Annotated in this window: 11 protein-coding genes; 8 read left to right on the top strand and 3 right to left on the bottom strand. The window is 72.5% G+C overall.

Translation table 11 applies throughout. From position 1 onward, the window contains the following. The first annotated feature begins 277 nt into the window (after positions 1 to 277). The 3 genes from ACH4FX_RS16130 (at position 278) to ACH4FX_RS16120 (ending at position 3,185) form a co-directional block, all read left to right on the top strand. A complete protein-coding gene (locus ACH4FX_RS16130; RefSeq protein ID WP_398479264.1) occupies positions 278 to 1,240 on the top strand; it encodes an ABC transporter ATP-binding protein in 963 nt (320 codons plus the stop codon). After that, on the top strand, positions 1,237 to 2,043 hold the full coding sequence (locus ACH4FX_RS16125; RefSeq protein WP_398479262.1) for an ABC transporter permease: 807 nt from the start codon (positions 1,237 to 1,239) through the stop codon (positions 2,041 to 2,043). The genes ACH4FX_RS16130 and ACH4FX_RS16125 overlap by 4 nt, the downstream gene beginning before the upstream one ends. An 83-nt stretch (positions 2,044 to 2,126) precedes the next feature. Beyond that, positions 2,127 to 3,185, top strand: a complete 1,059-nt coding sequence (locus ACH4FX_RS16120) for a heme A synthase (RefSeq protein WP_398479261.1) — start codon at positions 2,127 to 2,129, stop codon at positions 3,183 to 3,185. Here the strand turns inward: ACH4FX_RS16120 and ACH4FX_RS16115 are convergent. The 3 genes from ACH4FX_RS16115 to ACH4FX_RS16105 all read right to left on the bottom strand — a co-directional run bounded on the left by ACH4FX_RS16115 (position 3,149) and on the right by ACH4FX_RS16105 (position 5,880). Next, positions 3,149 to 4,204, bottom strand: coding sequence for an amidohydrolase (locus ACH4FX_RS16115; protein WP_398479259.1), 1,056 nt, complete (start codon positions 4,202 to 4,204; stop codon positions 3,149 to 3,151). The two genes, ACH4FX_RS16120 and ACH4FX_RS16115, sit on opposite strands and share 37 nt — an antisense overlap. A gap of 174 nt (positions 4,205 to 4,378) precedes the next feature. Beyond that, the gene (locus ACH4FX_RS16110; RefSeq protein ID WP_398479257.1) at positions 4,379 to 4,750 is read right to left on the bottom strand and encodes a hypothetical protein; all 372 of its coding nucleotides are present in this window, start codon (positions 4,748 to 4,750) and stop codon (positions 4,379 to 4,381) included. Positions 4,751 to 4,896: 146 nt separating this feature from the next. Next, entirely contained in the window at positions 4,897 to 5,880 is a 984-nt protein-coding gene (locus ACH4FX_RS16105) for a heme o synthase (RefSeq protein ID WP_398479255.1), read from the bottom strand. A 551-nt stretch (positions 5,881 to 6,431) separates the two neighbouring features. Between ACH4FX_RS16105 and tkt the strand changes: the two genes are divergently transcribed. The 5 genes from tkt to pgl are packed head-to-tail and all read left to right on the top strand — an operon-like array spanning position 6,432 to position 13,073. Continuing rightward, entirely contained in the window at positions 6,432 to 8,510 is a 2,079-nt protein-coding gene (tkt, locus tag ACH4FX_RS16100) for a transketolase (protein ID WP_398479254.1), read from the top strand. Positions 8,511 to 8,545: 35 nt separating this feature from the next. Next, positions 8,546 to 9,664, top strand: a complete 1,119-nt coding sequence (tal, locus tag ACH4FX_RS16095; RefSeq protein WP_398479252.1) for a transaldolase — start codon at positions 8,546 to 8,548, stop codon at positions 9,662 to 9,664. A gap of 6 nt (positions 9,665 to 9,670) precedes the next feature. Next, positions 9,671 to 11,194 (top strand): glucose-6-phosphate dehydrogenase, encoded by a 1,524-nt coding sequence (gene zwf / locus ACH4FX_RS16090; RefSeq protein ID WP_398479250.1) that lies wholly within the window; start codon positions 9,671 to 9,673, stop codon positions 11,192 to 11,194. After that, a complete protein-coding gene (gene opcA, locus ACH4FX_RS16085) occupies positions 11,191 to 12,294 on the top strand; it encodes a glucose-6-phosphate dehydrogenase assembly protein OpcA (protein ID WP_398479248.1) in 1,104 nt (367 codons plus the stop codon). Before zwf ends, opcA begins: the two co-directional genes overlap by 4 nt. Next, complete coding sequence (pgl, locus tag ACH4FX_RS16080) at positions 12,291 to 13,073, top strand: 6-phosphogluconolactonase (protein ID WP_398479246.1); 783 nt, start codon at positions 12,291 to 12,293, stop codon at positions 13,071 to 13,073. The genes opcA and pgl overlap by 4 nt, the downstream gene beginning before the upstream one ends. Positions 13,074 to 13,130: the final 57 nt, after the last annotated feature.

The raw sequence follows: 13,130 nt of genomic DNA, 5'->3' as shown, positions 1-13,130 counted from the left end.
CGACCGGATCACGGACAGGTGGCCTCGATCACTAAGGGTCACCTAATCGCCGGGCGCGCCAGGGTCCCGTACGGACCCGGCAGCACCGCGCCTGACCTGCGGATTCACCGCCACGGCCCGGCTCCGCCCGGCCGCGTCGCACCACCCGGCCCGGGCCCCGGTGATCTACGCCCCGCACAGGGACACCCCGCGCCGCACCGCTCCCCCGCCCGGGGCGGGCCCGCGCCTTTTCGCCCCCGCTCCTGCGCGCACCCCCGCGCTTCGTAGACTGCCGGTCATGCGCAGCGCCTCCTCCGGGGACACCCCCCGAACCCCCGGCCGTCCGCCTGCCGTCGAGGTCACCGGTTTGGTCAAGCGGTACGGGACCAAGACCGCGGTGGACGGCCTCGACCTCAGGGTCGAGGCGGGCTCGGTGACCGCCGTCCTCGGACCCAACGGCGCCGGGAAGACCACCACCGTCGAGATCTGCGAGGGCTACCGGCGCCCCGACGCGGGCACCGTCCGCGTCCTGGGCCTGGACCCGGTCGCCGACGCCGCGGCGCTCCGCCCCCGTATCGGCGTGATGCTCCAGTCCGGCGGCGTCTACGCGGGCGCCCGGGCGGAGGAGATGCTGCGGCACACCGCCAGCCTGCACGCCCACCCCGTCGACGTGGACCTGCTCATGGACCGGCTGGGCCTGGGCGGCTGCGGCCGAACGGGCTACCGGCGGCTGTCCGGCGGGCAGCAGCAGCGGCTCGCGCTGGCCATGGCCGTCGTCGGCCGCCCCGAGCTGGTCTTCCTCGACGAGCCGACGGCCGGCCTGGACCCGCAGGCCCGGCACGCCACCTGGGATCTCGTACGGGAGCTGCGCGCCGACGGCGTGAGCACCGTACTGACCACGCACTTCATGGACGAGGCCGAGCAGCTCGCCGACGACGTGGCAATCATCGACGGCGGCCGGGTGATCGCCCAGGGCAGCCCGGAGGAGCTGTGCAAGGGCGGCGCGGAGAACACCCTGCGCTTCACCGGCCGGCCCGGCCTCGACCTGGGGACGCTGCTCAAGGCGCTGCCCGCGGACAGTGCCGCGGCCGAGCTGACGCCGGGTACGTACCGGGTGACCGGAAAGGTCGATCCGCAGCTGCTGGCGACCGTGGCCTCCTGGTGCGCACAGCACGGTGTGCTGCCCGACGCCATAGCCGTCGAGCGGCACACCCTGGAGGACGTCTTCCTCGAACTGACCGGCAAGGAGCTGCGTTCATGACCGCCACCGGCACGACGGACCGGGGCGGCGCGGCCGGCGCCCCGGGCACCTTCGCCCCCCGGCCCGGCGCGGCGCCGCTGCCCCGGATGATCCGCGCCCAGGCCCTCCTCGAAACGAAGATGCTGCTGCGCAACGGCGAGCAGCTGCTGCTGACCGTCGTCATCCCGACGCTGCTGCTGGTGCTGTTCTCCGCGGTGGACATCGTGGACACGGGCGCGGGCAAGGCGGTCGACTTCCTCGCGCCGGGCATCCTGGCCCTGGCCGTGCTGTCCACCGCCTTCACCGGGCAGGCCATCGCCACCGGCTTCGAGCGCCGGTACGGGGTCCTCAAGCGGCTGGCCGCCTCGCCGCTGCCCCGCTGGGCGCTGATGACGGCCAAGACCTGCTCCGTGCTGGTGACCGAGATCCTCCAGGTCGTACTGCTGACGGTGATCGCCTTCGCGCTGGGCTGGTCCCCGCACGGCAACCCGCTGTCGGTGGTGCTGCTGCTGATCCTCGGTACGGCGGCGTTCTCGGGCCTCGGTCTGCTCATGGCGGGCACCCTCAAGGCGGAGGCGACCCTGGCGGCGGCCAACCTCGTCTTCCTGCTGCTGCTGGTGGGCGGCGGGGTGATCGTGCCGCTGGACAAGTTCCCGGACGCGGCGCAGTCGGTCCTCGGGCTGCTGCCGATCTCCGCGCTCTCGGACGGCCTGCGGGACGTCCTCCAGCACGGTGCGGGTCTGCCCTGGGGCGACCTCGGCATCCTCGCCGTCTGGGCGGTCCTCGGGCTGGGCGCGGCGGCCCGGTTCTTCCGCTGGGAGTAGTCGCGGCCGGGGCGTGAGCACCGTTCCGGCGCGTTGCCCACCCCTCGTGAAACTTTGCACAAGCCGCGGCCTACGATGGCTCCGTGCCGAACACGTGGAACCCCTTTGAGCTGATCGCGCGCCGCTGGCAGCCGAGCGCCGCCTTCGTACGGCGGGCCGCGCTCGCCACCGTCGTGATGTCCGTCGTCATCGTCGTCACCGGCGGCGCCGTCCGGCTCACCCAGTCCGGTCTGGGCTGCTCGACCTGGCCCAAGTGCACCCCGGACAGCCTCACGCCCACCGCCGCGATGGGCATCAACGGCCTGATCGAGTTCGGCAACCGGCTGCTGACGTACGTGCTGTGCGCGTTCATCGGCCTCTTCATCATCGCGGCCCGCGCCCGGGCGCCCCGCCGCCGCTCGCTCACCCGGCTCGGCTGGGCGCAGTTCTGGATCGTCATGGGCAACGCGGTCTGGGGCGGCATCGTCGTCCTGACCGGCCTGAACCCGTACCTGGTCGCCGCGCACTTCCTGCTGACCACCGCCCTGCTCACGGTCTCCGTGCTGGCCTGGCGGCGGGCCGCGGAGGGCGACGAGGAGCCGCGCGACCTGGTCTCCCGGCCGGTGCGCCAGCTGTCCGGGCTGCTGGTCCTGGCGACCGGCGCACTCACCGTCATCGGCACGGTCGTCACCGGCGCCGGACCGCACGCGGGCGACGCCAAGAAGGTCCACCGCATCCCGGTGGACTGGCGCGAGATCACCCAGCTGCACGTCGACTTCGTCTACATCGTCGTCGGCCTGTCCGTGGCCCTGTGGTTCACACTGCGCGCCGTCAAGGCCCCGGCCGCGCCGCGCCGGATGGTCCTGGAGCTGTTCGGCTGCATCGCCCTCCAGGGCGTCATCGGCTACGTCCAGTACTTCGCGGGTCTGCCGGAGATCGTCGTCGGCCTGCACATGCTGGTCTCGACGCTGGTGTGGATCTGCGTGCTGCGCATCCACCTGGCGCTGCGCGACCGGGGGCCGGTGCCCGCCGTGGAAGGCGGGACCGCCACGTCCGAGGCCGAGGTGCCCGCACCCGCCACGGAAGCCCCGGAAACTCCCGCCGCGAAGGCCCCGGCCGCCGCGCCTCAGCCCGCCGCCGGCACCTCCGCCTCCAGCCGGTAGACGCGGCGCGCCGTCCCGGACGCGATCATCGCGGTGATCCGCCGCGCGTCCACCGGCGCGCACATGCCCTCCGCCGTCCACTCCCGTACGACCCGCCGCACGGCCCGTACGAAGAACCGCGCGCCCGTCACGTACAGCTCGGGCAGCGACCGCGCCCCGGTGGAGAACAGCAGCTTGCCGAACGGGGCCAGGGTGAGCGTTTCCTCGGGGCGCGGCCCGGCGTCCGCGTAGACGTGCGGGTGGACCGCGGCCAGCTGTGCCGCCCGTCCGTGGTGCGGCGGCCGGGGCAGCAGCACCAGGTCCGTGCCGAGGCCGGCGGTGGCCCGCAGGAAGCCCGCCAGCGGCTGCGGGTCGGGGCAGTGCAGCTGGACGGGGACGCCGGTGGCCACCGCGCTCCACAGCAGGTGCCGCAGGAGCGTCGGGTCGGCGAGCCGCTCCCCCGGCCTGCGGTCGCGCAGCCACCGGTCGGCCGCGCGCCGCACCTCGCCCGCCTCCGGGGCGCGGCCCTCGCAGAAGGGGGCGGCGGAGGCGAAGGCGGTGGCGTCCTGGGTGGCCGCGTAGACCGCTTCCGCCGTGTAGCCGATGAAGGAGTCGACGCTGCCGGAGGTGTCGGCGATCTGTTCGGCGAGCGGTTCGAGCCGTATCACCTCGTGCGCCCCGGCCTCGGCGGCGGCGGCCAGTTCGGCGGCCGACGTCAGCTCGCTGGGGACGCCGGCCGCCAGCAGGAACGTGCCGATGCCGGAGCCGCGCAGCAGCAGCCGGCTCGCGCGGAAGGCGCCCAGCTCCCGTCTGCGGGCGAGGTAGCGGGCGGGCGGGCAGTGCGGCTCCAGGCCGAGCAGCGGCGGGCACCAGCGGCGTACGCCGAGGCCGGTCCAGCTGTCGAAGAAGGTGGTGCCGGCCGGCGCCGGGCCGTGGCCGCCGGAGGCGGCGGCCAGGTGCGCCTCGAAGGCGCCCAGGCCCAGGTCCCCGTGGAGCGCGCCGTGGCTGTACTGGTCCACGAGCGGTGGCAGTCGGTCCATCCGCCCCTCCTCGCCGAAGCCGAAGGCGCCCGCGGCGCCGAAAGCCCACCCGGCGCGGCACGGACGCCGCCCCTGGTGGACTCAACGGACGACGCGGTCGTCAGGTAGCGGGCCGTCCGGGCCGCGGGGCCGTCGGTGCGGTCCGCGGCGGGTGGCGGCGGGCCCGGGCCGGGCTCAGGTGTTGGCCGGACCGCCCACCTGGATGCCCGCCATCCGCGACCACTCGTACGGCCCGGTGCGCACCCTGGCCGCCAGGTCGCCGTCGAAGTTCTCATGGAGCTCGGCGCCCGCCCGCTCGGCCGCGGACCGGGCGATGTCCTGGGAGTCGGCGACCAGGTTGCCCCACTGGCCGTCGGCGCCGACCAGCGCGATCCGGACCCGGCCGCGGCCGATGTGGGCGAGCTGGGCCCCGGCGCTGCCGCCGTGCGCGGCGGCGAAGGCGCGGACGGCCTTGGCCAGCGCGGCCGTGCGCCGCTCGTCCCGCTTGGACCGGCCCCCGGCCACCTGGTCGTCGAGCTGCTCGTCAGCCTGTTCGGTGTCTGCCATGGACAGGATGCTACCCGCCGGTAATCAGCGGGGGAAGAGCTGCCCGGCGGGCCGGACGGGGCCGCCGGGCGCGCTCCGTACGTACGCCGAGGGCCCGCCACGAACGGATCGTGACGGGCCCGGCGGACGTCTCGGCGTACGCGCGCCTACCTCAGGAACGGGTCCACGGCGAGGGCGACGAACAGCAGCGACACATAGGTGATCGACCAGTGGAACAGCCGCATCTCCTTCAGCTTCGCCCCGGTGATCCCGGCCTTGGCGCGGGCCTGGAGGCCGTGCGCCTCGATGAGCCAGAAGCCGCCGCACAGCACGGCCACCGCGGTGTAGAACCAGCCCGTGTAGCCCAGCGGCTGGAGCAGCAGCGAGACCAGCACCATCACCCAGCTGTACGCGACGATCTGCCGCGCCACCACCTTGTTCCCGGCGACGACCGGGAGCATCGGCACGCCGACCCGCTCGTAGTCGTCCTTGGCCTTCATGGACAGCGGCCAGTAGTGCGGCGGCGTCCAGAAGAAGATGACGAGGAAGAGCACGGCCGAGGCCCAGGAGACGGTGTTGGTGACCGCGGACCAGCCGATGAAGACCGGCATGCAGCCCGCGATGCCGCCCCAGACGATGTTCTGGGCGGTGCGCCGCTTGAGGATCATCGTGTAGACGACGACGTAGAAGAGCAGCGCGCCGAGCGAGAGCATCGCCGAGAGCGGGTTGACCAGGAACCAGAACCACGCGGTGGAGCCGACGGCCAGCGCGGTCGCGAAGACCAGGCACTCGCGGGGCGAGACCATGCCGGTCACCAGCGGCCGCTGCGAGGTGCGGGCCATCAGGGCGTCGATGTCGCGGTCGATGTACATGTTGAAGGCGGCGGCGCCGCCCGCGGAGAGGTAACCGCCGATGCAGGTGGCCAGCACCAGCCAGAGGTCGGGGACGCCGCCGGCCGCCAGGAACATCACCGGGATCGTCGTCATCAGCAGCAGTTCGATGACGCGCGGCTTGGTCAGCGCCACGAACGCCTTGACACGGGCCCCGAACGGACGGTGATCTGGACCCTGCGGGTCCGGACCGAGCGCCCCCATAGCCTTGACGGCATGGGCGGTGCCCCCCTCCGCAGGACGGGATTCGACGGCCGTCACGCACACCCCTGGAAGTAACATCAGCGGCTTGCGCCGCGAAGATAAGGCCAGCAAGCCTCCCCGGCCGTGAAGACCCGGTAAAGCTTGCGCGTACCACGCCACTTTAGACGTTGGCGATACGACGGCCTTCGCGGGGGTGGGGTCGTGTTGGGGCGGGTGCCGGGGCCGCTCGGGCCGCATCGCCCACCGGCCGTCGCGCGCGTCGCGCGCCGTGCACCGCCGCTCCGCCGTGTGCCGCGGCCCCCCGTTTCCGCCGCCCCACCGCGCGTCGCGCCCCCTGTCGGCGGCGCCCTGTGCCGTCCGTTCCGCCACCGTTCACACCGTTCGAGAGGCGAAGCCCGGCACCGCCCGGCAGTCTGGAGACGTGGCCGCTCCACCGGGGCGGGAATGTTCGGCGCGCGGATTTGGTTGCCTAAGGCGTCGAGTTTCATCATGACGAGCCGTCGACGCTCCGTCGAAAAGACGCGCGTACATGCAGGGGTAGGCTCGACAACGCCCGGCGGACAAACCGCCGCCGGCATTCGACATGTGGAGAGGAGCCCTGACTCAGGGTGAGCACCAAGCCGACCACCACAGATTTCGAGTGGACCGATCTGGACCAGCGGGCCGTCGATACCGTTCGCGTCCTGGCCATGGATTCCGTGCAGAAGGTCGGTAACGGCCATCCGGGTACCGCCATGAGCCTCGCGCCGGCCGCCTACGTCCTCTTCCAGAAGCTGATGCGGCACGACCCGGCCGACGCGAAGTGGACCGGCCGCGACCGGTTCGTCCTGTCCGCCGGCCACTCCAGCCTGACCCTCTACATCCAGCTCTACCTGGCCGGCTACGGCCTGGAGCTGGACGACCTGAAGGCCTTCCGCACCTGGGGCTCCAAGACCCCGGGCCACCCGGAGTACGGCCACACCGTCGGCGTGGAGACCACCACCGGCCCGCTCGGCCAGGGTGTCGCCAACGCCGTGGGCATGGCCATGGCCGCCCGCTACGAGCGCGGCCTGTTCGACCCGGACGCGGCGCCCGGAACCTCGCCCTTCGACCACACCATCTGGGTCATCGCCGGTGACGGCTGCCTCCAGGAGGGCGTGTCGGCCGAGGCGTCCTCGCTCGCGGGCCACCAGAAGCTCGGCAACCTCGTACTGCTGTGGGACGACAACCACATCTCCATCGAGGGCGACACCGAGACCGCGGTCTCCGAGGACACCCTCAAGCGCTACGAGTCCTACGGCTGGCACGTCCAGCGTGTCGAGCAGCTGCCCAGCGGCGACCTCGACCCGGTCGGACTGGCCAAGGCCCTGAAGGCGGCCCAGGAGGAGACCGAGCGTCCCTCCTTCATCGCCGCCCGCTCGATCATCGCCTGGCCCGCCCCGAACGCCCAGAACACCGAGGCCGCGCACGGCTCCGCGCTGGGCGCCGAAGAGGTCGCGGCCACCAAGAAGGTGCTGGGCTTCGACCCGGAGAAGACCTTCGAGGTCTCCGACGAGGTCATCGAGCACACCCGCGCCGCCTGGAAGCGCGGCAGCGAGGCGCACGCCGAGTGGGACAAGGCCATGGCCGCCTGGCGCGCGGCCAACCCGGAGCGTGCCGCCCAGTTCGACCGCATCCAGGCGGGCGAGCTGCCGGACGGCTGGGAGAAGGCGCTGCCCGCCTTCGAGACCGGCAAGGGCATCGCCACCCGCGCCGCCTCCGGCAAGGTCCTCCAGGCGCTGGGCGCGGTCGTGCCCGAGCTGTGGGGCGGCTCCGCCGACCTCGCCGGCTCGAACAACACCACCATCGACAAGAACTCCTCGTTCCTGCCGGAGGGCAACCCGCTGCCCGAGGCCAGCCCGTACGGCCGCACGGTGCACTACGGCATCCGCGAGCACGCCATGGGCTCGACCATGAACGGCATCGCGCTGCACGGCAACACCCGCATCTACGGCGGCACCTTCCTGGTGTTCTCCGACTACATGCGCCCCGCCGTCCGGCTCGCCGCGCTCATGCAGCTGCCGGTGACGTACGTGTGGACGCACGACTCCATCGGCCTGGGCGAGGACGGCCCGACCCACCAGCCGGTCGAGCACCTGGCCGCGCTGCGCGCCATCCCGGGCCTGAACATCGTCCGTCCGGCCGACGCCAACGAGACCGCCACCGCCTGGGCCGAGATCCTGCGCCGCCACCAGTCCAAGCCGGCGCCGCACGCCCTCGCGCTCACCCGTCAGGGCGTACCGACGTACGAGGCGAACCCGGCGGCGGCCAAGGGCGGCTACGTGCTGGTCGAGGCCGAGGGCGGCGAGCCGCAGGTCATCCTGATCGGCACCGGCTCCGAGGTGCAGCTGGCCGTCGAGGCGCGCGAGGCGCTGCAGGCCGAGGGCATCCCGACGCGCGTCGTCTCGATGCCGTCCGTCGAGTGGTTCGAGGAGCAGGACCAGGGGTACCGCGACAGCGTGCTGCTGCCGACGGTCAAGGCCCGGGTCGCGGTCGAGGCCGGCATCGGTCTGACCTGGCACCGCTACGTGGGCGCCCAGGGCCGCATCGTCTCGCTGGAGCACTTCGGTGCCTCGGCGGACGCCAAGGTCCTCTTCCACGAGTTCGGCTTCACCGCCGACGCGGTCGCCACGGCGGCCCGGGAATCGCTCGCAGCGGCCACGCGCTGACGCCCGTACACGAACAAGTAGGAGATGCAAACCCCATGACAGACGCACTCAAGCGCCTCTCCGACGAAGGCGTCGCGATCTGGCTGGACGACCTGTCCCGCAAGCGGATCACGTCCGGCAACCTGGCCGAGCTGATCGACCAGCAGCACGTCGTCGGTGTCACCACCAACCCGTCGATCTTCCAGAAGGCCATCTCGCAGGGCGACGGGTACGACACCCAGCTCACCGACCTGGCGGCCCGCAAGGTCACCGTCGAGGAAGCCATCCGGATGATCACGACGGCGGACGTCCGGGACGCCGCCGACATCCTGCGCCCGGTCTTCGACGCCACCGACGGCCAGGACGGCCGGGTCTCCATCGAGGTCGACCCGCGCCTGGCGCACAACACCCGCGCCACCGTCGCCGAGGCCAAGCAGCTGGCCTGGCTGGTGGACCGGCCGAACGCGCTCATCAAGATCCCGGCCACCAAGGCGGGCCTGCCGGCGATCACCGAGACGATCGCCCGGGGCATCAGTGTCAACGTCACGCTGATCTTCTCCCTGGAGCGCTACCGCGAGGTGATGGCGGCGTACCTGGAGGGTCTGGAGAAGGCCAAGGCCGCCGGCCTGGACCTGTCGAAGATCCACTCCGTGGCGTCCTTCTTCGTGTCCCGCGTGGACACCGAGACCGACAAGCGCCTGGACGCCATCGGCACCGACGAGGCCAAGGCCCTCAAGGGCAAGGCCGCCGTCGCCAACGCGCGGCTGGCCTACCAGGCGTACGAGGAGGTCTTCGCCTCGGACCGCTGGGCCGCGCTGGAGAAGGCGCACGCCAACAAGCAGCGTCCGCTGTGGGCCTCGACCGGCGTGAAGGACCCGTCGCTCAAGGACACCATGTACGTCGAGGAGCTGGTGGCGCCGAACACGGTCAACACCATGCCCGAGGCCACCCTGGAGGCCACCGCCGACCACGGCGAGATCTCCGGTGACAAGGTGCGCGGCACCTACGAGCAGGCCCGCGCCGACCTCGACGCGCTGGCGAAGCTCGGCATCTCGTACGACGACGTCGTGCAGGTGCTGGAGGACGAGGGCGTCGAGAAGTTCGAGGCGTCCTGGAACGACCTGCTCAAGTCCACTGAGGCGGAGCTCAAGCGCCTCGCTCCTTCGGAGGGCTGACCCACTTTGTCCAGCAGCAATCCGCTGCGTGACGCTGCAGACCGACGGCTCCCGCGTATCGCGGGGCCGTCGGGCCTGGTCATCTTCGGTGTCACGGGCGATTTGTCCCGTAAAAAGCTGATGCCTGCCGTCTACGACCTGGCCAACCGCGGGCTGCTGCCGCCGGGCTTCTCCCTCATCGGCTTCGCCCGCCGCGAATGGGAGCACCAGGACTTCGCGCAGGAGGTGTACGAGGCCGTCAAGCAGCACTCCCGTACGCCGTTCCGCGAGGAGGTCTGGCAGCAGCTCGTCCAGGGCTGCCGGTTCGTCCAGGGCAACTTCGACGACGACGAGGCCTTCGAGACCCTCAAGGACACCATCGAGGAACTCGACAAGGCCCAGGGCACCGGCGGCAACTTCGCCTTCTACCTGTCCGTCCCGCCCAAGTTCTTCCCCACCGTCGTCCAGCAGCTCAAGAAGCACGGCCTGGCCGACCAGCAGGGCGACTGCTGGCGCCGCGCCGTCATCGAGAAGCCCTTCGGCCACGACCTGGCCAGCGCCAAGGAACTGAACCGGATCGTCCACGAGGTCTTCCCGCCCGAGTCGGTCTTCCGGATCGACCACTACCTCGGCAAGGAGACCGTCCAGAACATCCTGGCGCTCCGCTTCGCCAACACCCTGTTCGAGCCGCTCTGGAACCGGTCCTACGTCGACCACGTCCAGATCACCATGGCCGAGGACATCGGCATCGGCGGCCGGGCCGGCTACTACGACGGCATCGGCGCCGCCCGCGACGTCATCCAGAACCACCTGCTCCAGCTGCTCGCGCTGACCGCCATGGAGGAGCCCGCCTCCTTCGACGCGGACGCGCTGGTCGCCGAGAAGACCAAGGTCCTGGGCGCCGTACGGCTCCCCGCCGACCTGGGCAAGGAGACGGTGCGCGCCCAGTACACGGCCGGCTGGCAGGGCGGCGAGAAGGTCGTCGGCTACCTGGAGGAAGAGGGCATCGACCCCAACTCCCGCACCGACACCTACGCCGCGGTCAAGCTGGAGGTGGACAACCGCCGCTGGGCGGGCGTCCCCTTCTACCTGCGCACCGGCAAGCGCCTGGGCCGCCGCGTCACGGAGATCGCGGTCGTCTTCCAGCGCGCGCCGCACTCCCCCTTCGACCACACCGCCACCGAGGAGCTGGGCCAGAACGCCCTGGTCATCCGCGTCCAGCCGGACGAGGGCGTCACCATGCGCTTCGGGTCGAAGGTGCCCGGCACCTCCATGGAGGTACGGGACGTCTCGATGGACTTCGCGTACGGCGAGTCCTTCACCGAGTCCAGCCCGGAGGCGTACGAGCGCCTGATCCTGGACGTGCTGCTCGGCGACGCGAACCTCTTCCCGCGCGTCGAGGAGGTCGAGCAGTCCTGGCGCATCCTCGACCCGATCGAGGAGTACTGGGACCGGCACGGCAAGCCCGCGCAGTACCCGGCCGGGACGTGGGGACCGGACGAGGCGGACGAAATGCTCGCACGAGACGGACGGAGCTGGCGTCGGCCATGAAGATCGATCTGACGGAAACCACGGCCAGCAAGGTCAACAAGGCGCTGGTCCAGGGCCGTCGTACCATCGGCACCCCCGCCATCGGCATGGTGCTCACCCTCGTCATCGTCACCGACGAGGAGAACGCCTACGACGCCCTGAAGGCCGCCAACGAGGCGTCCCGCGAGCACCCCTCGCGCACGCTCGTCGTCATCAAGCGCGTCAGCCGGTCGCCCCGCGACCGCGCCAAGGCGCGCCTGGACGCCGAGGTCCGGGTCGGCGCGGACGCCGGCACCGGCGAGACGGTCGTGCTGCGGCTGTACGGCGAGGCCATCAACCACGCCCAGTCCGTGGTGCTGCCGCTGCTGCTGCCGGACGCGCCGGTCGTCGTCTGGTGGCCGGTCAACGCGCCGGTGGACGCGGCCCGCGACCCGCTCGGCGCGCTCGCGCAGCGGCGCGTGACCGACATGTACACCGCCGAGAACCCGCTCCGGGAGCTGGCCGAGCGCGCGGAGGCGTACTCCCCCGGCGACACGGACCTGTCCTGGACCCGCATCACGCCGTGGCGCTCGATGCTCGCGGCGGCGCTCGACCAGCTGCCGTGCAAGGTGGCCGAGGTCGAGGTCGAGGGCGAGGAGTTCAACCCGAGCGTCGAACTGCTCGCCATGTGGCTCGCCGACCGGCTGAACGTACCGGTCCGGCGGCTCCTCTCGGCCGGCCCCGGCCTGACGGCCGTCCGGATGGAGACCGACTGCGGCCCGGTCGCACTGGACCGCGCGGACGGCTCGCTGGCCACCCTCGCGATGCAGGGCCAGCCGGACCGCAACGTGGCGCTCAAGCGGCGCGAGACCGCCGAACTCCTGGCGGAGGAGCTGCGCCGGCTCGACCCGGACGACACGTACGCCTCCGCCCTGAAGTACGGCGTGGACCGGCTCGGCGAGCCGCAGCGGGCCCAGACGCCGTTGGCCGCGAAGGCGGCCGAGTCCGCCGACGAGCCGGTGGCCGCGCCTGCGGCCGAGGCGACGGATGCCCCTGCCGCGGCGGAAGCCGAGACCAAGGGCAAGGCCCCCGCCAAGAAGTCCGCCTCCAAGAAGGCAGCCTCCAAGGCGGCCTCCGAGTGAGCGCGCCACAGGTCGTCGTCCACCGCGACAAGGAGCTGATGGCCAAGGCCGCGGCAGCCCGGCTGATCACGAAGATCGTGGACGCGCAGGCCGCCCGCGGCGCGGCCTCCGTCGTCCTGACGGGCGGCCGCAACGGCAACGGGCTGCTCGCGGCCCTCGCCGAGGCGCCCGCGCGGGACGCGGTGGACTGGTCGCGCCTGGACCTGTGGTGGGGCGACGAGCGGTTCCTGCCGGACGGCGACCCGGAGCGCAACTACACGCAGGCCCGCGAGGCCCTGCTGGACAGCGTTCCGGTCGACCCGGCGCGGGTGCACGTGATGGCCCCGTCCAACGGCCCGTACGGCAACGACGCGGACGCCGCGGCCGAGGCGTACGCGGTCGAACTGGCCGCGGCGGCGGGCCCCGAGGACCACGGCCCGGTGCCGTCCTTCGACGTCCTCCTCCTGGGCGTCGGCCCGGACACGCACGTCGCGTCGCTCTTCCCCGAACTGCCCGCCGTCCGCGAGACGGAGCGCCCGGTGGTCGCCGTACACGGCGCCCCCAAGCCCCCGCCCACCCGCCTCTCCCTCACCCTGCCCGCGATCCGCGCGGCACGGGAGGTCTGGCTGCTCGCGGCGGGCGAGGACAAGGCGAAGGCCGCGGCGATGGCGCTCTCCGGCGCCGGGGAAATACAGGCTCCGGCCGCGGGCGCGTACGGCCGCAGCCGCACGCTGTGGCTCCTGGACGAGGCGGCTGCGTCGCAGCTGCCGCGAGGCTTGTACCCGCCGGCGTCGGCCTGACGCCGCCGCATCGACAACGGCCCCGTTCCCGGTGGGGAGCGGGGCCGTTCGTCGTAC

It is taken from the genome of Streptomyces sp. NPDC018019, assembly GCF_044327805.1.
Classification (GTDB): Bacteria; Actinomycetota; Actinomycetes; order Streptomycetales; family Streptomycetaceae; genus Streptomyces.
The sequence above is the reverse complement of the archived record's forward strand: the minus strand, read 5'-3'. Positions and strand labels throughout refer to the sequence as shown.

Coding starts and splice junctions, on each gene's coding strand:
- ACH4FX_RS16110 (WP_398479257.1), bottom strand. CDS start 4,750: ATGGCAGACACCGAACAGGCTGACGAGCAGCTCGACGACCAGGTGGCC.
- ACH4FX_RS16125 (WP_398479262.1), top strand. CDS start 1,237: ATGACCGCCACCGGCACGACGGACCGGGGCGGCGCGGCCGGCGCCCCG.
- ACH4FX_RS16130 (WP_398479264.1), top strand. CDS start 278: ATGCGCAGCGCCTCCTCCGGGGACACCCCCCGAACCCCCGGCCGTCCG.
- tal (WP_398479252.1), top strand. CDS start 8,546: ATGACAGACGCACTCAAGCGCCTCTCCGACGAAGGCGTCGCGATCTGG.
- ACH4FX_RS16115 (WP_398479259.1), bottom strand. CDS start 4,204: ATGGACCGACTGCCACCGCTCGTGGACCAGTACAGCCACGGCGCGCTC.
- opcA (WP_398479248.1), top strand. CDS start 11,191: ATGAAGATCGATCTGACGGAAACCACGGCCAGCAAGGTCAACAAGGCG.